Source organism: Nocardia brasiliensis (assembly GCF_042691675.1).
GTDB lineage: Bacteria > Actinomycetota > Actinomycetes > Mycobacteriales > Mycobacteriaceae > Nocardia > Nocardia brasiliensis_D.
Genome location: NZ_CP170507.1, coordinates 3,804,262 through 3,823,316 on the forward strand (window position 1 = coordinate 3,804,262; position 19,055 = coordinate 3,823,316).

The 19,055-nt window shown below is 66.5% G+C and carries 19 protein-coding genes; 14 read left to right on the forward strand and 5 right to left on the reverse strand.

Annotated elements, in window-relative coordinates; genetic code table 11:
* The 5 genes from gcl (at position 1) to ACFK0J_RS17580 (ending at position 6,182) form a co-directional block, all read left to right on the forward strand.
* A complete protein-coding gene (gene gcl, locus ACFK0J_RS17560) occupies positions 1-1,806 on the forward strand; it encodes a glyoxylate carboligase (protein ID WP_378741555.1) in 1,806 nt (601 codons plus the stop codon).
* A complete protein-coding gene (locus ACFK0J_RS17565) occupies positions 1,803-2,984 on the forward strand; it encodes a glycerate kinase (RefSeq protein ID WP_378741558.1) in 1,182 nt (393 codons plus the stop codon). The genes gcl and ACFK0J_RS17565 overlap by 4 nt, the downstream gene beginning before the upstream one ends.
* Positions 2,977-4,302 carry an allantoinase AllB gene (gene allB / locus ACFK0J_RS17570; RefSeq protein ID WP_378741561.1) on the forward strand — a complete coding sequence of 442 codons (1,326 nt, stop codon included), beginning with the start codon at positions 2,977-2,979 and terminating at the stop codon, positions 4,300-4,302. Before ACFK0J_RS17565 ends, allB begins: the two co-directional genes overlap by 8 nt.
* Complete coding sequence (gene alc, locus ACFK0J_RS17575; RefSeq protein WP_378741564.1) at positions 4,295-5,311, forward strand: allantoicase; 1,017 nt, start codon at positions 4,295-4,297, stop codon at positions 5,309-5,311. The genes allB and alc overlap by 8 nt, the downstream gene beginning before the upstream one ends.
* 193 nt (positions 5,312-5,504) lie before the next feature.
* Positions 5,505-6,182 (forward strand): class I SAM-dependent methyltransferase, encoded by a 678-nt coding sequence (locus ACFK0J_RS17580; RefSeq protein WP_378741566.1) that lies wholly within the window; start codon positions 5,505-5,507, stop codon positions 6,180-6,182.
* Positions 6,183-6,256: 74 nt separating this feature from the next.
* On the opposite strand, the gene ACFK0J_RS17585 is transcribed toward ACFK0J_RS17580, so the two are convergent.
* Together ACFK0J_RS17585 and ACFK0J_RS17590 are read right to left on the reverse strand one after the other, a co-directional pair.
* Positions 6,257-7,564: a 2-hydroxycarboxylate transporter family protein gene (locus ACFK0J_RS17585; protein ID WP_378741567.1), complete on the reverse strand. Its 1,308-nt coding sequence runs from the start codon at positions 7,562-7,564 to the stop codon at positions 6,257-6,259.
* The gene (locus tag ACFK0J_RS17590) at positions 7,561-8,667 is read right to left on the reverse strand and encodes a tartrate dehydrogenase (RefSeq protein WP_378741569.1); all 1,107 of its coding nucleotides are present in this window, start codon (positions 8,665-8,667) and stop codon (positions 7,561-7,563) included. The genes ACFK0J_RS17585 and ACFK0J_RS17590 overlap by 4 nt, the downstream gene beginning before the upstream one ends.
* 143 nt (positions 8,668-8,810) lie before the next feature.
* Here ACFK0J_RS17590 and ACFK0J_RS17595 point away from each other — a divergent pair, with 143 nt between their 5' ends.
* Entirely contained in the window at positions 8,811-9,725 is a 915-nt protein-coding gene (locus tag ACFK0J_RS17595; RefSeq protein WP_378741571.1) for a LysR family transcriptional regulator, read from the forward strand.
* 39 nt (positions 9,726-9,764) lie between these two features.
* Here ACFK0J_RS17595 and ACFK0J_RS17600 read toward each other — a convergent pair whose 3' ends face one another.
* Positions 9,765-10,196, reverse strand: coding sequence for an SRPBCC family protein (locus tag ACFK0J_RS17600; RefSeq protein WP_378741573.1), 432 nt, complete (start codon positions 10,194-10,196; stop codon positions 9,765-9,767).
* 722 nt (positions 10,197-10,918) lie between these two features.
* Here ACFK0J_RS17600 and ACFK0J_RS17605 point away from each other — a divergent pair.
* The 7 genes from ACFK0J_RS17605 (at position 10,919) to ACFK0J_RS17635 (ending at position 17,175) form a co-directional block, all read left to right on the forward strand.
* Positions 10,919-12,301 (forward strand): sensor histidine kinase, encoded by a 1,383-nt coding sequence (locus ACFK0J_RS17605; protein ID WP_378741575.1) that lies wholly within the window; start codon positions 10,919-10,921, stop codon positions 12,299-12,301.
* The gene (locus ACFK0J_RS17610) at positions 12,301-12,726 is read left to right on the forward strand and encodes a roadblock/LC7 domain-containing protein (RefSeq protein WP_378741577.1); all 426 of its coding nucleotides are present in this window, start codon (positions 12,301-12,303) and stop codon (positions 12,724-12,726) included. The genes ACFK0J_RS17605 and ACFK0J_RS17610 overlap by 1 nt, the downstream gene beginning before the upstream one ends.
* A complete protein-coding gene (locus tag ACFK0J_RS17615) occupies positions 12,723-13,079 on the forward strand; it encodes a DUF742 domain-containing protein (protein ID WP_218477507.1) in 357 nt (118 codons plus the stop codon). Before ACFK0J_RS17610 ends, ACFK0J_RS17615 begins: the two co-directional genes overlap by 4 nt.
* The gene (locus ACFK0J_RS17620; protein ID WP_218477508.1) at positions 13,054-13,659 is read left to right on the forward strand and encodes an ATP/GTP-binding protein; all 606 of its coding nucleotides are present in this window, start codon (positions 13,054-13,056) and stop codon (positions 13,657-13,659) included. Before ACFK0J_RS17615 ends, ACFK0J_RS17620 begins: the two co-directional genes overlap by 26 nt.
* Positions 13,656-14,918, forward strand: coding sequence for a cytochrome P450 (locus tag ACFK0J_RS17625; RefSeq protein ID WP_378741580.1), 1,263 nt, complete (start codon positions 13,656-13,658; stop codon positions 14,916-14,918). The genes ACFK0J_RS17620 and ACFK0J_RS17625 overlap by 4 nt, the downstream gene beginning before the upstream one ends.
* Before the next feature lie 10 nt (positions 14,919-14,928).
* On the forward strand, positions 14,929-16,158 hold the full coding sequence (locus tag ACFK0J_RS17630) for a cytochrome P450 (protein WP_378741582.1): 1,230 nt from the start codon (positions 14,929-14,931) through the stop codon (positions 16,156-16,158).
* 156 nt (positions 16,159-16,314) lie between these two features.
* On the forward strand, positions 16,315-17,175 hold the full coding sequence (locus tag ACFK0J_RS17635) for an alpha/beta fold hydrolase (protein ID WP_378741585.1): 861 nt from the start codon (positions 16,315-16,317) through the stop codon (positions 17,173-17,175).
* Positions 17,176-17,248: 73 nt separating this feature from the next.
* Here ACFK0J_RS17635 and ACFK0J_RS17640 read toward each other — a convergent pair whose 3' ends face one another.
* Positions 17,249-17,533, reverse strand: coding sequence for an SAM-dependent methyltransferase (locus ACFK0J_RS17640; RefSeq protein WP_378741587.1), 285 nt, complete (start codon positions 17,531-17,533; stop codon positions 17,249-17,251).
* Between ACFK0J_RS17640 and ACFK0J_RS17645 the strand changes: the two genes are divergently transcribed.
* Entirely contained in the window at positions 17,532-17,906 is a 375-nt protein-coding gene (locus tag ACFK0J_RS17645; protein ID WP_378741589.1) for a VOC family protein, read from the forward strand. The two genes, ACFK0J_RS17640 and ACFK0J_RS17645, sit on opposite strands and share 2 nt — an antisense overlap.
* A 27-nt stretch (positions 17,907-17,933) precedes the next feature.
* Here ACFK0J_RS17645 and ACFK0J_RS17650 read toward each other — a convergent pair whose 3' ends face one another.
* Positions 17,934-19,037 (reverse strand): glutamate--cysteine ligase, encoded by a 1,104-nt coding sequence (locus ACFK0J_RS17650; protein ID WP_378741591.1) that lies wholly within the window; start codon positions 19,035-19,037, stop codon positions 17,934-17,936.
* Between the last annotated feature and the right edge of the window lie 18 nt (positions 19,038-19,055).

Consider the following 19,055-nt stretch of genomic DNA (forward strand, 5'->3'; position numbering starts at 1 on the left):
ATGGCACGGATGCGTACCGTCGACGCCGCGGTCCTGATTCTCGAAAAAGAAGGGGCGACACAGGCGTTCGGCCTGCCCGGCGCCGCGATCAACCCCTTCTACAGCGCCATGAAGGCGCACGGCGGCATCAAGCATGTGCTCGCTCGTCACGTCGAGGCCGCCTCGCACATGGCGGAGGGCTATACCCGCGCCATCGCGGGCAATATCGGTGTCTGCATCGGTACATCGGGTCCCGCCGGAACCGACATGATCACCGGCTTGTATTCGGCGAGCGCGGACTCCATTCCGATTCTGTGCATCACCGGTCAAGCGCCGGTGGCCAAGCTGCACAAGGAGGACTTCCAGGCCGTCGACATCGCCTCGATCGCCGCGCCGGTGAGCAAGTGGGCGGTCACCGTCCTCGAACCAGCACAGGTGCCGGGCACCTTCCAGAAGGCGTTCCGGCTGATGCGTGAGGGTCGGCCGGGACCGGTTCTTATCGATCTGCCGATCGATGTGCAACTTGCCGAAATCGAGTTCGACATCGAGACATACGAGCCGCTGGCGGTGCCCCGCCCCGCCGCGACCAGGGCCCAGGCGGAGAAGGCCATCGCGATGCTGAACGCGGCCGAGCGGCCGCTCCTGGTCGCCGGTGGCGGCATCGTGAATGCCGATGCCGCGGGCCTGCTCGTCGAATTCGCTGAGCTGACCGGCGTTCCGGTGGTGCCGACGCTGATGGGCTGGGGCACCATTCCCGACGACCACCAGCTGCACGCGGGCATGGTCGGCCTGCAGACCTCGCACCGCTACGGCAATGCCACCATGCTCGAAGCCGACTTCGTGCTCGGCATCGGCAACCGGTGGGCCAACCGGCACACCGGCGGCATCGAAACGTACACCAGGGACCGCACTTTCGTGCACGTCGACATCGAGCCGACGCAGATCGGCCGAGTGTTCGCGCCGGACTACGGCATCACCTCCGATGCCGGTGCGGCGCTGGCGGTGTTCATCGAGGTCGCCCGCGAACTCGCCGCGGCGGGTGAGCTGCCCGACCGCAGCGCCTGGGCGGCGCGGGTGCGGGCGCGAAAGCAGCTCGGTCAGCGCAAGACCCACTTCGACAACGTGCCGATCAAGCCGCAGCGGGTCTACGAGGAGATGAACCGGGCGTTCGGACCCGACGTCCGCTACGTCTCCACCATCGGCCTCTCCCAGATCCAGGCGTCGCAGCTGCTGCACGTCTACCGGCCGCGGCACTGGATCAACGCGGGCCAGGCCGGGCCGCTCGGCTGGACGCTGCCCGCCGCGCTCGGCGTCGCGACCGCGGACCCGGATTCGACAGTCGTCGCGCTGTCCGGTGACTACGACTTCCAGTTCCTCATCGAGGAATTGGCCGTCGGCGCGCAATTCAACATCCCGTATATCCATGTGCTGGTGAACAACTCGTACCTGGGCCTGATCCGTCAGGCGCAGCGCAACTTCGCCATGGACTACTACGTGCAGCTCGACTTCGACAACATCAACAGCCCCGAGGTCGGCGGCTACGGCGTCGACCACGTCAAGGTCGCGGAGGGGCTGGGCTGCAAGGCGATTCGCGTCTTCGAACCGGACCGCATCGGTCAGGCGCTGGAAGACGCGAAGAAGATGATTGTCGAACACCGGGTACCGGTGGTCGTCGAATGCATCCTCGAACGGGTGACCAATGTGTCCATGGGCCTGGAGATCGACAACATCGTCGAATTCGAAGAGCTGGCGCTGTCCGCAGCGGACGCGCCGACCGCCACCGTCGCCATCGAACCGGAGCCGGAACCGGTAGGAGGCGGCAGGTGAGCGGGCCGGACGCTCCGTTCTCGAGCGAACTGCGCGGCGGGTGGCGCGACGGACACTGCGTCGTCGCCCCCGACAAGTTCAAGGGGTCGCTGACCGCGCCTCAGGTCGCCGCGCATATCGCGGCCGGACTCCGCCGGGTCCGCCCGGACGTTCCCGTCGTCACCATGCCGGTGGCCGACGGCGGCGACGGCACCGTCGACGCGGTGGTGGAGTCGGGCTTCGTCCGCTTCCAGACGAGTGTCACCGGTCCACTGGGATTGCCGGTGGCCGCCTCGTTCGCGATGCGGGGCGAAGCGGCCGTGATCGAGCTCGCGGAAGCGTCCGGCCTGCGTCGGCTGCCGATTCGGCCGACATTCCAAACCGCCATGACCGCAACCAGTTACGGTACCGGCGAGCTGATCCGGGCGGCGGCCACCCGCGGCGCCCGGCGGGTGGTGCTCGGCCTCGGCGGCAGCGCGTGCACGGACGGGGGAGTGGGCATGATGTCCGCGCTCGGCGTCCGCTTCCTCGACGAGCACGATCGCGAGCTGCCGCCGGGCGGTGCGGCGCTGAGCCGGTTGGCCCGCATCGACGCCGGCGACATGCTGCAGGTGCCGGTGATCGTCGCCTCCGACGTCGACAACCCGCTGCTCGGCCCGCGTGGCGCCGCGCAAGTCTACGGCCCGCAGAAGGGCGCCCGGCCGGGCGATATCGACGAATTGGAGTGGGGCCTGGCCCGGTTGGCCTCGATCGTCGAACGCGACCTCGGCGCCGAGGTGGCCGAACGGCCCGGCGCCGGTGCCGCGGGTGGGGTCGGCTACGCCGCGCTCGCCTTCCTCGGCGCGACCGTACGGCCCGGCATCGAGATCATCCTCGAACTGATGTCCTTCGCCGAGCAGATCGAGGGGGCGCGGCTGGTGATCACCGGCGAAGGCTCCCTCGATCCGCAGACCCTGCACGGCAAAGCGCCGGTCGGGGTCGCGCGGGCCGCGGCAGGCGCTACCGTGCCGGTCGTGGCGGTGGCGGGGCAGCGCTCGCTCACCGGCGAGCAGCTGCGCCGCGCCCACATCGAGCAGGCGTACGCGCTGACCGACCTCGAACCCGACCCCGAGGTGTGCATCGCGAAGGCCGGACCCCTGTTGGAACGGCTGGCCGGTGAGATCGCCGGGGCCTGGTTGGGAGCGAGCGCTCATGCATGATCTGGTCATCCGGTCCCGGCGGGTCGCCCTGCCGGATGGAATTCGCGCGGCGTCGATTGCCGTGCGGGACGGCAAGATTGCCGCGCTGGCCGACTACGAGGCCGTGCTGCCCGCGGCCGCGACCACCGACCTCGCGGACCTGGTCGTGCTGCCCGGCCTGGTGGATTCGCACGTGCACGTCAACGAGCCGGGGCGGACCGAGTGGGAGGGTTTCGCCACGGCGACCAAGGCGGCCGCGGCCGGCGGGGTGACGACGATCGTCGACATGCCGCTCAACTCGCTGCCACCGACGGTCACCGTGCCGCATTTGGAGACCAAGCGGTCTGTTGCGGATGGGCAGTGCTATGTGGATGTCGCCTTCTGGGGTGGCGCGATTCCGGGCAATCTGGCGTCACTGCGACCGTTGCGCGAGGCGGGTGTGGTCGGCTTCAAATGCTTCCTCTCGCCGTCCGGGGTGGAGGAATTTCCGCCGCTCGGGCTCGGTGAGGTGGAGGAGGTGATGCGCGAGCTCGCGGCCTTCGACGGGCTGCTCGTCGTGCATGCCGAAGATCCGGTGCGGCTGCACGATCCGGTCGACGGGTCCTATCGCGCGTTCCTCGACTCGCGCCCGGGGGAGGCGGAAAAGGCTGCGGTGCAAGAAGTTATCGCACTCGCCGAAGCGACCGGCGTGCGTGCGCACATCCTGCATGTCTCGGCGGCCGCCTGTCTCGGACCGCTGGCCGAGGCGCAGGCGCGTGGCGTGCGGATCACCGCGGAGACCTGCCCGCACTATCTGACCCTCTCGGCCGCCGAGGCGTCGTCCACGGCATTCAAGTGCTGCCCGCCGATTCGCGACGCGGGCAACCAGGACGCACTGTGGCAGGGCCTGGCCGACGGTGTGCTGTCGTGCGTGGTCTCCGATCATTCGCCGTGCACGCCCGACTTGAAAGAGGGCGATTTCGCGACCGCCTGGGGCGGTATCTCGTCGCTGCAGATCGGGTTGCCTGCCGTGTGGACCGCCGCCGCCGAACGCGGGTTCCGGCTGACCGATGTCGTCCAATGGATGGCCGCTGCGCCCGCCGAGCTGGCCGGGCTGCCGAACAAGGGCCGGATCGCGATCGGCTGCGACGCCGACCTGGTCGCCTTCGATCCGTGGGCGCCGATCACCGTCGATCCCGGCGCGCTGGCCCACAAGAATCCGATCACGCCCTACGGCGGCCGCGAACTCCGCGGCCTGGTCCACGCCACCTGGTTGCGCGGCCGGGTCGTCGGCAACGGCCACCCACCCGCGGGCAGTCTTATCTCCGTGCGGCACAACCGACAAGGAAACAATGTCTGACTTCACCAGCCTGCCCGATCTGGCGCTGCGCACCAACCGCGCGGGCGTGATCGCCGCGAGCGACGAATCGTTCGAAGAACGCGAAAACCTCATCAACCCTTGGGAACCGCGCTTCGCGGCGCACACCTTCGGCCCCAAGGGGCAGGAGTACGACGGCTGGGAAACCCGCCGCCATCGCGGTCCCGGCCACGACTGGGCCATCGTCCGCCTCGGCATGCCCGGCGTGATCCGCGGCGTCGTCATCGACACGGCCTGGTTCAAGGGCAACTACCCGCCCTTCACGTCGGTCGAAGCCTGCCGTGCTCCCGGCTATCCGTCACCGGCCCAACTGGATTCGGCCGACTGGGTGGAGATCGTGCCGCGCAGCGCCCTCGGCGGCGACGCGAAACACGAACTTCCCGTCTCCGACGAACGGATCTTCACCCACGTACGCCTGAACATCTACCCCGACGGCGGTGTCGCTCGGCTCCGCGTGCACGGCGAGGTAGTACCGGACCCGGCGCTGCTCACCGGCCTCACCGTCGACCTCGCCGCCCTCGAGAACGGGGCGCGAACCGTCGCCTGCTCCAACATGTTCTACTCCGCCCCGGACAACATGCTCGCCCCCGGCCTCGCCCGCAACCAAGCCGAAGGCTGGGAAACCGCCCGCCGCCGTGACAACGGAAACGATTGGGCCGTCATCCAACTCGCCGCCCAAGGCGTGCCCGCCCTGATCGAACTCGACACCACCAACCTGCTCTTCAACGCTCCCGGCGAAACCCGCCTCCTGGCCATCGACCACCAAGGCCCAGAACCCCTCCCGCCCACCGACGACCCAGCCTGGTTCGAGCTGCTGCCCCGCACAACCCTGCAACCCGACACCCCGCACCGTTTCCGCCTAACCCCCACCGATCGCCCCGCCACTCACATCCGCGTCGACATCTATCCCGACGGCGGCATAGCCCGCCTCCGCCTCCTCGGCACCCTCACACCCGCAGCCGAGCGCGACCTGAACTCGCGCTGGCTATAGGGCCCTGCCGCGTTTGTCTCGCGCTACCAGGGCAGACGGTGGTGCGACGGGCGCGATAGTGTCCGGATATGTCGATCAGCAGCGTCAGGGTGAGTAGTGGTCGTGGGGCCGCCGGGGCTTCGCGGTGACCGTTTATGACGCGACGGGTCGGACGTATGCGGCGACTAGGCGGCCTGATCCGCGTATCGGCGCAATGATCGATGGTGCGTTGCGTGGTATGGAGACGGTGCTGAATGTTGGGGCGGGCACCGGTTCGTATGAGCCGGACCGGACGGTGCTCGCGGTGGAACCCAGTCAGGTGATGATCGGCCAGCGCCCATCGGGGGCCGCTCCCGCGGTTCGGGCGACGGCCGAGCACCTGCCGGTTCGCGATGGATCGGTGGATGCGGCTCTTGCGGTGCTGACCATCCACCACTGGTCCGATCTGGCGGGCGGGATCGCCGAGATGACCCGAGTTGCCCGGCGCCGCATTGTGATTCTCACCTGGGATCATGCGGTCTTCCGCGAGTTCTGGTTGGTGCGGGACTATCTGCCCGCCGCCGCGGCGACGGACGCGAAACTCGCCGTCCCCCTCGAAAGCCTCAGCGCGTTGCTGAAAAACCCTGAGATACAACCGGTTCCGGTCCCGCACGACTGCGTCGACGGGTTCGGGGGCGCGTACTGGCGCAGGCCCGAAGCCTACCTCGATGAAACCGTACGAGCCGGTATGTCGATGCTGGCCTTGACCGCGAAACACCTACTGCAACCAGGCCTGTCGCGGCTACAGCTGGATCTCGAGTCGGGCGCATGGGCTGTTCGCTACGCAGACCTGACCGACCGGCCCTCCCTGGATCTCGGATACCGGCTGGTCACGGCCGATCTCGCGAGCTGAGCGCGGAACTCGCTTCCGACGACAGCGCACGGGCTTCCCCGGCCCACGCCAGGCCGAGGGAGCGATGAGCACCTTCATGCTTCGAGCACCCTGATCAACGCGGCCGCCGAAATGACGGTGGTCACGCCGCCTATCCGGGTGGAGATCTGGGCGAACGGCATCAGATTCATCCGGTTCGAGGCCGAAAGGATTGCCACATCACCGGTTCCGCCGAGCCCGCTGTGGCACACGGTGACCAGCGAGGCGTCCACCGGATACATTCCGATTGCCCGGCCGACCCAGAACCCGGTGGCCGCCATCGACAGCACGACCGCGACGCAGGCCGCCACGTAGCCCACCGAAAGCACACCGACGATGTTCTTCAACGGCAGATACAGCATGCCGAGACCGATCATCGTCGGATAGATGAAATGCCGCGCGATCACCGTGTACACGCCGCGCACACTGTCCTCGACCACGGTGGGGAAGACTCCGAACAGCTTGCACAGGACCGACATGATGATCACCAGCACCGGTGCGGGCAACTCGACAAACCGCTCCAGCAGCGTGGCGAGCACGAAGAGACCGCAGATGATGAGGACGCCGAGTGCGTGGTTGCGGGTGCGCGCGGCTATGTGGGGGTGCGGAACCGGAGCCACCGGAGCGGTGTCGGACGCGGACACCTTCACCAACTGGCCGCCACCGTCGAGCTGCGGCCGACGATCACCGAGCCTGCGCAACAGGCCAGCAGTGATCACCGCGGCGATATTCCCGACAATCGCCGCCGGAATGAGCTCCGCGACATAGCTTTCCGGCTGCCCACCCAACGCCGACGCGTACGCGGCGGAGAGCGGAATGACGCCTTCGCCGATGCCGCCCCCGATGATCGGGACCACGACGTAGAACAGCGCCCGATGAAAGCTGTACCCGAACGCCATGGCGACGCCGATTCCCACCGAGACGGCGACGAATGTGCCGAGCACCAGCGGCGGGAAGATGCGGATCAGACCACCGATCATCACCTTCCTGCTCATGCCCAGAATGCTGCCGACCACCAAGGTGCCGATGATGAAGTAGAGGAAGTTCGCCTGTTTCATCAAGACGGTGACGGCCGCCAACGTGTTCTGGTTGAACGCACCGAAGTACACCAGGACCGAAGGCACCATCAGACAGACCAGCGCCCCACCGCCCATCTTCGAGATCACCGGAAGCCGATTGCCCAAGGGACCGAGCAGCATGCCCAGCCCGACGATCACGGCGAGCCCGCCGATCATGTTCTCGGGTATCGCGTCGAAGAGACCTGCGGCGAGCACCCCGGCGGTCAGGACTATCGGAACGATCAGCGGGATGCCGTCGAGGGTCGGCAACGTGAACGATCGCTCGGGCCGGGCCCGCAATTTCATGACCGGCTCACGCCGGTCATCGATGCCGCGGACTCGAGCTGCGTTCGCACCTGCCGGCCAAGGGTTTCCGTCGTTCCGGACCCGCCCATGTCGGGCGTCATGGACGACTTGTCTCGCGAGAGCACTGTTTCGACGGCGGCCAATACCGCCGCGGCGGCCGCGTGTTCGCCCAGATGCTCGAGCATCATCGCCCCGCTCCAGATCTGGCCGATCGGATTGGCGATCCCCAGCCCGGCGATATCGGGAGCAGAGCCGTGCACCGGTTCGAAAAGACTCGGAAACAGCCGCTCGGGGTTGATATTTCCGCTCGGTGCGATGCCGATGGTCCCGGTGCACGCGGGCCCGAGATCGGAAAGGATGTCGCCGAAAAGGTTGCTCGCGACGACCACATCGAACCAGTCCGGATGCAGCACGAAATTGGCCGTCAAGATGTCGATGTGATATTTGTCGACGTCGACCTCGGGATAATTTCTCGCCATCGCGGCGACGCGTTCGTCCCAATAGGGCATCGAGATGGAGATCCCGTTGCTCTTGGTCGCCGACGTGAGATGTCGCTTCGGCCGCCGCCGGGCTAGTTCGAAGGCATATTTCAGGATCCGGTCGACGCCGGTCCTCGTCATCACGGTCTCCTGGAGCACCGTTTCCCGCTCGGTGCCCTCGAAGATCTTGCCGCCGATGCTCGAGTACTCGCCCTCGGTGTTCTCCCTGACCACGTAGAAGTCGACATCACCAGGTAACCGGCCCGCGAGCGGACTGTTGATACCCGCGAGCAGCCGGACCGGCCGCAGGCTCACGTACTGATCGAAGTGCCGCCGAAACTGCAATAGACTGCCCCACAGCGAAATGTGGTCCGGGACGATCTCGGGCCAGCCGACGGCGCCGAAGAAGATGGCGTCGAAACCGGCCAGTTCGTCGAACCAGCCGTCCGGCAGCATTTTTCCGGTGGCGGAATAGTATTCCGCGCTAGCGAAACCGAACTCGGCAAAGTCGAGAGTGAAATCGAATTGGGCCGAGGCGGCTTCCAGCACTCGAACTCCCTGCGGCACGACTTCTTTGCCGATACCGTCTCCTGGAATGACCGCAATTCGGTGAGTTGCACCCATCGTCGCGTGCTCCGATCTTCTTGATAGCGCCCCGGTTTCCGTTGTAATGGGGTCGGTCACAACGGTAGGCTCGGACATTCCGCGGCAAAAGATCGGAACGAGAAAGATACTCTTTCCGGAGTGGAAAAGACGAGGAGGTCGCCGTGTACGGTGCGTCCACCGACGACGTCACATTCTTCGACATCGTCGCCCGTTCGCGCAGCCTGACCGAAGCGGCCCGCGAATTCGGTGTCTCGGTGTCCTCGGTCAGTAAACGACTGGCGCAGATGGAGGCCCGGCTCGGCGTGCTGCTCGTCCAACGCAGCACGCGGCGGCTGACCCTGACGCCGGAGGGGGAGCGCTACGCGGCGGGCGCGTCCTCGATCGCGGCCCAGCTCGCGGAGTTGGCAGACTCGATCTCTGGGCAGCGCCACGACCTGCGCGGCCGAGTACACATCCGGTCGACGATCGGTCTCGGCCGGGCCCATATCGCGCCGCTCGTCGCGGAATTCGTCGATCGGCACCCGGAAGTGCAGGCGGATCTGGAGCTTTCGGCGCTGCCGCTGAATATCGCCGGCACCGGTTTCGACATCGACATCAGGGTCGGCGCGTTGCCGGATTCGCGATTGACCGCGACCCGGCTGTGGGTGAACCGCCGCGTGGTGTGCGCGTCACCGGAATACGTGCGGCTGCACGGCACGCCCGCGAATCTCGAAGAGCTCGAACAACACAACTGCATCATCTTGCGCGAGAACGAGTCCGACTACGCGCTGTGGCGGTTCGAGAGCGCGGGCAAGGAAATCTCGATCCGGGTGGCGGGCAACCTGATCAGCAACGACGGTGACGTGATCACCCGCTGGTGCCTGGACGGCCGAGGGCTGGTGATGCGGTCGCTCTGGCAGGTCGGCCCGCTGCTGCGCGACGGCTCGCTCGTCCAGATATTGCCCGAAGTCGATACACCGAGCGCGGACATCTCCGCGGTGTACGCCGCCGCCGCGCCACTGCCGCGGCGGACCCGTGCCGTCATCGACCACCTGAAGGCGGGGCTGGGTCAGCGAATCGACGGTCGACCGGATTGAGCGGCACCGCAGGCGGAAACGCGTGTGGCGCAGTATATTTCAGCCGTACAGCGCAACGAACTTAGCCAGCGAACGCTCGATATCGCCCTTCACCGCCCGCGCGACACCGGCGCCGATCGGGCCGAACAACGGCCTGCCGCCGAGCTCGATGTCGACGGTCACCTCCGAGCCTGTCCCCTTCGGCGCGACCAGCAGTTCGAGGCCGAGCTTGGTGCCGCCCTTGCCCGCGCCGGTCAGCAGCAGTCGGCGGGGCGCCTCGGCCGCCTTCACCGTCCAGGTCACGCGATTGCGCAGCCCCTTCACCGAGGCAACGCCGACAAGCTGGGTACCGACGGTCAGCTGATCGGGAATCTCGCTCCGCCATGCTTCGTGCATCGTCAGCCATTTGTCGAGGTCGGCGAGATTGGACGTATGCGACCACGCTTCCTCGGGAGAGATCGGCACATCGACGGAGACCTTCAGCTTTGCCATGGCCGCATAGTATCCGGTACCCGCGGTTCGCCCTAGTTGGCGCTGGAAGAGGTGGCCGACTTCCCTGCGGTGGTGGTGGGCTCGAGCGCGCCGCCGGTACGACCGCGATCCTGCCGAGCGACCCACGGGCAACCGCTGCGTCCGCACCGGCGCCGATCACCCGAATGGTTCCGACTAGAACAGACTGGACGGTCCAGCAAACATCCGGCCGGAGACTGAACCGAATGCTCTGCTGCCGCCGCGCCGCGATAGGCACGGTTGACACGACGCGCGTGATATGCCACAGCACAACCGGATCGGATGATGTGTCCTGTATCCCGACATCTGAAACGCCGCTGGTCACCGCGTGGCTAGCGGCCGTGATCGCCAGCGGCGCAGCATTATTGCGCACGCCGCGACGCCCGGCATCTCCTGCCTGCAAACGCAATAAGGTGAGTGGATCTGGCGAGACTTGGTTGCTTTGCTGCTAATGTCGGAACGTCGGGTTCTGGTAACCGTTCGGACACGATCCGTTCGGTCGGCGATAGACCGTGAAATCGCCTGCCCCGTGGGCACTGTGAGGCAAGAGCTGGTCGGCCTCGTCGGTGCCTATCGGGTTTCCGGTCCTCCGACGTGGACCAGATCCGACCAGGGTTGTGCATGGTCGGCGTCGCGAGGAAGGCGAGACGAAGCACGATGACGGAGAGTCGTTTCCTCGGCGCCAATCGACGACGAAAGAACTGATGAATCAAGATATCGCCGTGGTGCTTTCATGGATCCTCGCCGCCGCTCTCGTAGTTGCCATAGCGGTGGCGTTGTACGCAGTGCAGTACGCGAGACAACAGCGAGCCAGGGCCGAGGCACTCGGTAACGAGCAGCGCGCCGCCGAGGAAGCCGTCGAACGCTTCGCCACTACCACGATTCCCGCGGTAGCCGAGTCGATCAGACGCTTCGACGGCAAAGCTCCCACCGTCGAAATGCCGCCTGCTCTGGAGAATTCGCGGCTTGCCCAGGTGTTGCGGTGGATCGCCGAACGGTATGCCGACGATCTGAGTCTGCTGCGGTCGGAGACCAGGGAGCAGGCCAACCACGAGGCGCAGCAGGCGATCAAGGCGGCCGAAGACGCGGTGCGCGCCGAGGTGTCGACCGCGGCGCGCCAGGCGACCAGCGCGGCGGTGCGCTCGTTCGGCACGTCGGTGGTCAGTCTCGGCGCCGACGTCAGCCAGGTGGTCAGCGCCGCGCTGCGCGAGCACCGCAAGGACGAGGTGTACGAAACCCTCACCCGGATCGACCACACGGTGCAGCAGATGATCCGCCAGGCGCAGTCCTATGTGATCGTCTGCGGTGGCCTGCCCGGCCGCCGCTGGCCCGCCCAGTCGCTCACCGATGTGGTCGGTGGCGCGGTCGGCCGCGTCCGCGACTACCTGCGGGTGCGCCCCAATCAGCTGGACCGGGTGGTGATCAGCCGCGCGGTGGAGCCGCTGGTACACACCCTGGCCACGCTGCTCGACAACGCGTTGCGCTATTCGCCGCCGACGTCTTTCGTCGATGTGAGCTTCCAAGAGGGGCACCACGGCGTCACCGTGATCATCGACGACGCGGGCGTGCGGATGAATGCCGAGCAGATGGAAGAGGCCAGGCAGGTGCTCGCGCACGAGCGCTCGGTCGACATCCACCAGCTCGGGCCGTCACCCAAGGTCGGCTTCCCCGGCATCGCCGCGCTGGCCCGTCGCTACGGCTTCACCGTCTACATCGACGGCCCGAACGTCTACGGCGGCATGCGCGCGATGGTCTACATCCCCGAGGCCCTGCTGATGACCCCGCAGCCCGGCCAGGAGGTCGCGCCGTCCCGCGAGATCGTCGCCGAACCCACTCCGGCGCCCGCCCCGGTGAGCGAACCGCACAGCGAAGAGCCAAGCGAGAGTGAAGCATTCGCCGTGCACGAGATCACCAGCGGCGGCTTACCGAAGCGCCGTCGCAGAACGGTCGCGCTCGCACCGGTCGGTCCGCGCACCGAACCCGGTCTCGCCCGGCCCGAGATCGCGGCCGCCTGGCACAACGGTTCCAAGAGCGGCCGTGCCGCCGCCTCCGATCAGTCCGATCACACCGAAGGGATGACATCCTGATGGCTATACCGGTGACCGACAGCAGTAACAAGCTGGGCTGGCTACTCGAGGACCTCAATGTCCCGGGTGTCAGATTCGCGGTTCTCCTCTCCGAGGACGGCTTACGCATCGCGCACTCCGCCGGTATCGAACGCGACGAGGCCGAGCGTTTCTCCGCCGCCGCGTCGGGCCTGCGGTCCCTCGGTAAGGCACTCGGCGAGTTCTGCGGCGACGGAAACAACGGTGTGCGGCAGAACATGACGGAATACGACCAGGGCATGATCCTGATCACCGCCGCGGGTGAGGGCGCGCTATTGGGCGTCGCCACCACCACCGAGATCGACGTGGCACTCATCGCGCACCGGATGAACGAGCTCGCCGGTCGGGTCGGACACGAGCTGGGGAGCCAGCCGCGCAGGCGTGTTGATGGTGGCGAATTGCCATGACATCACGGTCCCGGCGTGATCCCGATCTGGTTCGGGCATACGTGCGTACCGGGGGACGTACCCGTCCCACTCGCGAGTTGGACCTGGTCACTCTGGTCCGCGCCGCCGCCAAGGACCCCTCCCCGGGTGCCGCACCCGATGCACGCCGGGTCATGAATCTCTGTAGCCGCCGTGGTGCGCTCTCGATCGCCGAGCTCGCCGCGTACCTGGACCTACCGCCGTCCGTCGTGAAGATCATCACGGCGGACCTGATGGACAGCGGCCATCTGACCACGCCTACCCCGGCGGAAAACCTGCCGGAGATCGCTCTGCTGGAGGAGGTACTCAATGGGCTCCGTGCTCTCGCCGTCTGATCGCCCAGTCGACTATGTGCCGGAGACCGTTACCCGTTCCGTAAAGCTGTTGGTGGCAGGCAATTTCGGGGTCGGCAAGACCACCTTCGTGAGCAGCGTCTCGGAGATCAAGCCACTGCGCACCGAGGAGACCATCACCGAGGCGAGCGTCGGCGTCGACGACATGGCAGGCCTGCCCGGCAAATCCCAGACGACCGTCGCGATGGATTTCGGCCGCATCACGCTCAGCCCGCAGCTCGCGCTCTACTTGTTCGGCACGCCGGGCCAGCAGCGGTTCGTCCCGCTGTGGGAAGAGTTGGCTCGCGGCGCGCTCGGCGCGCTGGTGCTGGTCGATACCCGGCGCATCGAGAAGTCCGACGAGGTGCTGTCCGTGCTCGAGGAGCGCGGCGTGCCGTATTCGGTGGCGGTCAACCAGTTCGAGGGCGCCAAGAACTTTCCACTCGGCGAGGTCCGCGACGCCCTGGACCTCGCGCCCGACACCCCGCTCACCTCCTTGGACGCACGTGATAGAGGCACGTGTTTGCGGTCCCTGATCACGCTCGTCGAATTCCTGTTCCATCGTCTGGAGTCACGTCTTTGACCACGCCTTCGTCCGCGCCTCACTCCGCTCCCGCCCGCTGCCCCGTCCAGCACGGATCCCCGATCGACACCGATGGCCCCCGGGTATCGCTGTACTCCGAGGAATTCGCGGCGGACCCACACCATGCCTACCGCGAGATGCGGCGCCAATACGGCTCGCTGGTACCGGTGAATATCGCGCCGGACGTGCCCGCCACGCTGGTGATCGGCTATCACACCGCGTTGCGCATCCTCAATGATCCCGAGCATTTTCCGGCCGATCCGCGCACTTGGCAGAAGGGTGTGCCCGGTGAGTGCCCGATCCTGCCGATGCTGGAGTGGCGGCCGAACGCGCTGCGCAGCGCGGGCCTGGAACACACCCGCTACCGGCAGGCCAATGTGGCCGCCATCGCCGAGGTCGATCTGCACAGCCTGCACGCCACCGTCGAGCGGATCGCCGTCCCGCTGATCAACGCGTTCTGTCAGGACGGCGCGGCAGACCTGATCAGCCAGTACGCGTTTCCGCTCACCTTCGCGGTGCTCAACGCCACGCTCGGCTGCCCGCCGGAAATCGGCCAGCAGGTCGCGTCGGGCATGGCCGCGATCTTCGAGGGCGTCAACGCCGACAAGGGCAACGCGATGCTCACCGACGCGCTGTTCGACCTGGTCACCCTGAAGCGGAACGAGCCGGGTGACGACATCACCTCACGGCTGCTCGCGCATCCCGCCAAGCTCGACGACGTGGAGATGATCCACCAACTGGTGACGCTGTACGGGGCGGGCATCGAGCCGCAGCAGAATCTGATCGTCAATACGCTGCTGCTGATGCTCACCGACGACCGGTTCGCGGGAAACGTTCTCGGCGGTAGCCTTTCGACCCGCGACGCGCTCGACGAGGTGCTGTTCACCGACCCGCCGATGGCGAACTACTGCGTGTCCTATCCCCGGCAGCCGGTCCTGATCGACGGCGTCTGGCTGCCCGCGCACCAGCCGGTCGTGATCAGCATGTCCGGCTGCAACAACGACCCCTCGATCAGCGTGGGCGAGTACGTGGACAATCGCTCGCATCTGGCGTGGAGCGTCGGGCCGCACGCGTGCCCGGCCAGGTCGATGGCCTATCTGATCGTGCAGGACGCCATCGATCAGCTTCTCGATGCATTGCCCGAGTTGGATCTTGCTGTGGCTGCGGACGAATTGTCTTGGCGGCCAGGACCTTTCCATCGCGCTCTGGTGTCTCTCCCCGTAGTCTTCCCCAAGTCACCACCGTTGAACGTGTTTTAAGGAGACTCCGATGGACACTGAGCCCCTAGTTCTGGACCCGACGGGCACCGATATCCAAGGCGAGTCCGCGCGCCTGCGGGAGCGTGGTCCGGCGACCCTGGTCGAGCTGCCCGGCGGGGTGCGCGCGTGGTCGATCACCGACGCCGATCTGCTCAAGCGCCTGCTGGTCGATCCGAAGGTGTCCAAGGATGCCAGGCAGCACTGGCCCGCTTTCGCCAAAGGTGAAGTGCCGCAGGACTGGCCGCTGTTCCTCTGGGTCGCGGTGAACAACATGTTCACCGCCTACGGCGCCGACCATCGGCGGTTGCGCAAGCTGGTGGCGCCCGCGTTCACGCATCGGCGCACCGAGGCGATGCGGCCGCGCGTCGAGGCGATCACCGAGCGGCTGATCGCCGAGCTGGCCGCCACCCCGGCCGGCGAGGTGGTCGACCTGCGCGAAGGCTTCGCGTACCCGCTGCCGATCCAGGTCATCTCCGAACTGATGGGTGTGCCGGAATCGCTGAATGCCGGGCTGCGTAAGTGCGTGGACGGCATCTTCGACACTTCGCTCAGCCCAGAGCAGTCGCAGGCCAACTACATGGAGATGTACCGCATCCTCGGTGAGTTGGTGGCCTACCGGCGCGAGCAGCCGGGTGACGACATGACCAGCCTGCTGATCTCGCATCGCGACGAGGACGACGGCTCGCAGTTGACCGAGCAGGAGCTGATCGACACGCTGCTGCTGGTCATCAGCGCGGGGCACGAGACCACGGTCAACCTGCTCGACCAGGCGATCTACGCGCTGGTGACCCGGCCCGAGCAGCGGGCCGCGGTGCTCGAGGGCAAGGTCGGCTGGGCGGATCTGATCGAGGAGGCATTGCGCTTCGAGGCGCCGGTCGCGCATCTGCCGCTGCGGTTCGCGGTCGACGACATCGACATCGAGGGGGTTCGGATCCCCAAGGGTGACCCGATTCTCGCTTCCTACGCCGCCGCCAACCGCGACCCGAAGGTGCACGGCGAGACGGCCGACGAGTTCGACGTGACCCGGGTTACCAAGGACCACTTGTCCTTCGGTCACGGCGTACATCACTGCCTCGGTGCACCGCTGGCCAGGCTGGAGGCGGCGGTCGCCCTGCCCGCCATCTTCGCGCGGTTCCCGAACATGCGCTTGGCGGCGGACCCGGCGGAGCTGGGGACCGTGGTCAGCTTCATCTCCAATGGTCACGGGAAACTGCCGATGATCTTGGAACCGACAGAGTAGCTCCGCTTAACATCTGTGCCCCTGGCTGACGAGCCAGGGGCACAGTCGTTTTCGGGGCGTCGTTTTCGCTCGTGTGCTTGTGGGGTAGTGCAGGTAGGGGAGTAATCGATCACGATCGATGTATCGATGCAGAGCACGACGCGAGGGAGGAATTCGATGGGGAGCACACGGCATCGGTGGACGACGGTAGACGGCATCGACACCTTTTATCGCGAAGCCGGGCCCGCTGACGGCCCGGTAGTCCTACTGCCGCACGGGTATCCGTCGTCGTCGTTCGAATTCCGCAACCTGATGCCCGCGCTCGGCGATCGATGGCGCACGATCGCCCCCGACCTACCCGGCTTCGGCTACAGCGCGGCTCCCGCGGAGTTCTCCTACACCTTCGACGGCTATTCGGCGTTTCTACGCCGGTTCACCGAGGCGCTCGAACTCACCGATTACGTCATCTACTTGCACGACTACGGATCCCAGTTCGGGCTGCGGCTGGCGATGGACGCACCGCAACGGGTTGCCGGGCTCATCATCCAGAACGGTGACATCTACGAAGACCAGCACGGCCCGAAATACGCTCCACTGAAACGTTTCTGGGACAACCCGACCGAGGAGGGCCGGGCAACGCTCGCCGCCGCGGTGACCGAGGAAGGTTTCCGCGACGAGTTCGTCGGCGAACTACCCGACCATCTCGTCGACCGGGTCAGTCCCGATTTGTGGCGGCTGTCCTGGGCGGTGACGAACACGCCCGAGCGCCGGGCGAATCTGGTGAATCTGCTCGCCGACCAACGTCACACGGTCGAATGGTTCGCAAAACAGCAGGACTATCTGCGGGCGCACCGCCCGCCGACGCTCATCGTGTGGGGCCGCCACGACGGGTATATGCCCGAAGGGGCCGCGCGCGCCTATCACCGCGACCATCCCGACGCCGAACTGCACATCCTCGACGGCGGCCACTGGCTGCTCGAGACTCATCTGGACGAGGTGGTGCGATTGATCCGGGATTTCCTCGCGCGCCTGAGGTAGCGCGGCCAGGCCTTGCGTGCCAAGCCCGCCAGGATGGCGCTGAAGATGACGGCGACCGGGTGGTCGAAATCGATCATCTTGACCACCTGGGGTTCTCGCGGATCGAACGCGGATCGCGGAGATCGGCCTGGATGACGGTGGTTTTGTGGTCGGTGGCCAGCAGTGCGCGGCCGTGCGCGAGCACGATCGGGTCATTGTCGACATAGGCCACTGTGGCGTCGGTTGCGTAGCGCTGCGCGACCGGGCGCACGTTGTCGGCGGTCGGCAATCCGCTGCCCAGGTCGACGAATTGGCGCTTGTTTGCCAGTCGTCTGCGCCGGGTAGCCGACGAGGGTGCCGATCGAAGGAGGTTTCCCATGACATCAGGCAGCTCTGTCGGACGTCTGCGCAGCGTGGTGCTGGATTGCCCGGAGCCGCGTAAGCTCGCCGAATTCTACGTCGGGCTGCTCGGCGCCGAAGTGACCGACGACGAGGACGACACCTGGGTCGTCACCGTCGACCCGGACGGCAGGCGCTTGGTCTTTCAGAAATCGCCCGAGTACAAGCCGCCGCACTTCCCGGATCCCGAAGCGTCCCAGCAGATTCACTTCGATGTGCTGGTCGACGATATCGAGGAAGCCGAACCCGAGGCACTAGCCCTCGGCGCAAAGCTGGTGCAAGCCAACGACAATGATCAATTCCGAGTCTATGCGGATCCGGTGGGCCACATCTTCTGTCTCATGTGGCTGTAGCGGTTTCCTGTGGCTGTAGCCGCGGGGTCAGCGGCAGCCTTCCAAGGTGGCTGCCGCCAGCTCCGCAATGACATCGTCGACGTTGCGGCGGGCTCGAAAAGCCGCGAGCTGCCGGATAGCTCCGTTGCCCCGGGCCAGAATCGCGGCGAGGGAGTCGGTGACGAGTTGCCGGTCACCGAGCTCGTCGAGTGCCGGACCCACGTATTCGATGAGCTCGGCGATCATGTCCCGCACCGGCACGATGCGTCCGCACCTCGGGTCCACCGCGTCGCCGTCGAGTCCGGTGCGCGCCGCCTTCCAATACGCCGCCCGCACCAACTCGGCGCCGACTGCTGGCGCGGAATTGTTCTGCGCCAATGACATTCGAGCCGTCATCACCGTCGCCCGGACCAGCGTGGCGAGCAGCACGGTCTCCTCGACCGTGGCGGGTACGTCGCTGACCCGGATCTCCACGGTGGGAAAGGTCGACGAGGGCCGGACATCCCAATACACCATCTTCTTGTCGAGGATGCTGCCGCTCGACAGCATCATCGCGACCATGGCGTCATAGTCGTGCGACGATTCGAAATACGGCGGCGGGCCCGCGCTGGGCCAGCGCCGCCACAGGATGCTGCGCCAACTGGCATAGCCGGTGTCGGCGCCGCGGTAGATCGCCGAGTTCGCCGTCAGCGCCAAGAAGAGCGGCAACCATGGTCGCAGGAAGTTGCTCACCTGCAAGGCGGTGTCGCGGTCCGGCACCGCGACGTGGACATGGCAGCCACACAGCCCTTGCTCGTGGGCGAGCATGCCGAAGGATTCGGCGATCCGCTGATAACGCGGCGTATCGGTGACCGGGAACTTGTCCGGCACGGTCGGTGGAATGGCCACCGCGAGCAGCTGGGCGCCGTTCTTCTCGGCACAGGTGGCAATACTGCATCGCAGGTCACGCAGTTCCCGCGCCAATTCCGTCGAATTGGTGTGGACGCCGGTACTGGTCTCCACCTGGCATCGAGTGAGTTCGAGTTGGAGATCGACGCCGAGCTCGGCGGCGGTCCGGGCGACCTCGACATTCTTCGCGACGGGTGCACCGGTTTCGGGATCGGCGAGGAGAAATTCTTCCTCGACGCCGACGGTCACCGAGTCTGCGTCCATGGCGCTAGATTACCCATC

Excerpts from the sequence above, each read along its gene's own strand:
- allB (WP_378741561.1), top strand. The coding sequence starts at position 2,977 with ATGCATGATCTGGTCATCCGGTCCCGGCGGGTCGCCCTGCCGGATGGA.
- ACFK0J_RS17645 (WP_378741589.1), top strand. The coding sequence starts at position 17,532 with ATGACATCAGGCAGCTCTGTCGGACGTCTGCGCAGCGTGGTGCTGGAT.
- ACFK0J_RS17610 (WP_378741577.1), top strand. The coding sequence starts at position 12,301 with ATGGCTATACCGGTGACCGACAGCAGTAACAAGCTGGGCTGGCTACTC.
- ACFK0J_RS17630 (WP_378741582.1), top strand. The coding sequence starts at position 14,929 with ATGGACACTGAGCCCCTAGTTCTGGACCCGACGGGCACCGATATCCAA.
- ACFK0J_RS17605 (WP_378741575.1), top strand. The coding sequence starts at position 10,919 with ATGAATCAAGATATCGCCGTGGTGCTTTCATGGATCCTCGCCGCCGCT.
- gcl (WP_378741555.1), top strand. The coding sequence starts at position 1 with ATGGCACGGATGCGTACCGTCGACGCCGCGGTCCTGATTCTCGAAAAA.
- ACFK0J_RS17580 (WP_378741566.1), top strand. The coding sequence starts at position 5,505 with ATGATCGATGGTGCGTTGCGTGGTATGGAGACGGTGCTGAATGTTGGG.
- ACFK0J_RS17650 (WP_378741591.1), bottom strand. The coding sequence starts at position 19,037 with ATGGACGCAGACTCGGTGACCGTCGGCGTCGAGGAAGAATTTCTCCTC.
- ACFK0J_RS17620 (WP_218477508.1), top strand. The coding sequence starts at position 13,054 with ATGGGCTCCGTGCTCTCGCCGTCTGATCGCCCAGTCGACTATGTGCCG.
- ACFK0J_RS17640 (WP_378741587.1), bottom strand. The coding sequence starts at position 17,533 with ATGGGAAACCTCCTTCGATCGGCACCCTCGTCGGCTACCCGGCGCAGA.
- ACFK0J_RS17635 (WP_378741585.1), top strand. The coding sequence starts at position 16,315 with ATGGGGAGCACACGGCATCGGTGGACGACGGTAGACGGCATCGACACC.
- ACFK0J_RS17600 (WP_378741573.1), bottom strand. The coding sequence starts at position 10,196 with ATGGCAAAGCTGAAGGTCTCCGTCGATGTGCCGATCTCTCCCGAGGAA.
- ACFK0J_RS17590 (WP_378741569.1), bottom strand. The coding sequence starts at position 8,667 with ATGGGTGCAACTCACCGAATTGCGGTCATTCCAGGAGACGGTATCGGC.
- alc (WP_378741564.1), top strand. The coding sequence starts at position 4,295 with ATGTCTGACTTCACCAGCCTGCCCGATCTGGCGCTGCGCACCAACCGC.
- ACFK0J_RS17585 (WP_378741567.1), bottom strand. The coding sequence starts at position 7,564 with ATGAAATTGCGGGCCCGGCCCGAGCGATCGTTCACGTTGCCGACCCTC.
- ACFK0J_RS17615 (WP_218477507.1), top strand. The coding sequence starts at position 12,723 with ATGACATCACGGTCCCGGCGTGATCCCGATCTGGTTCGGGCATACGTG.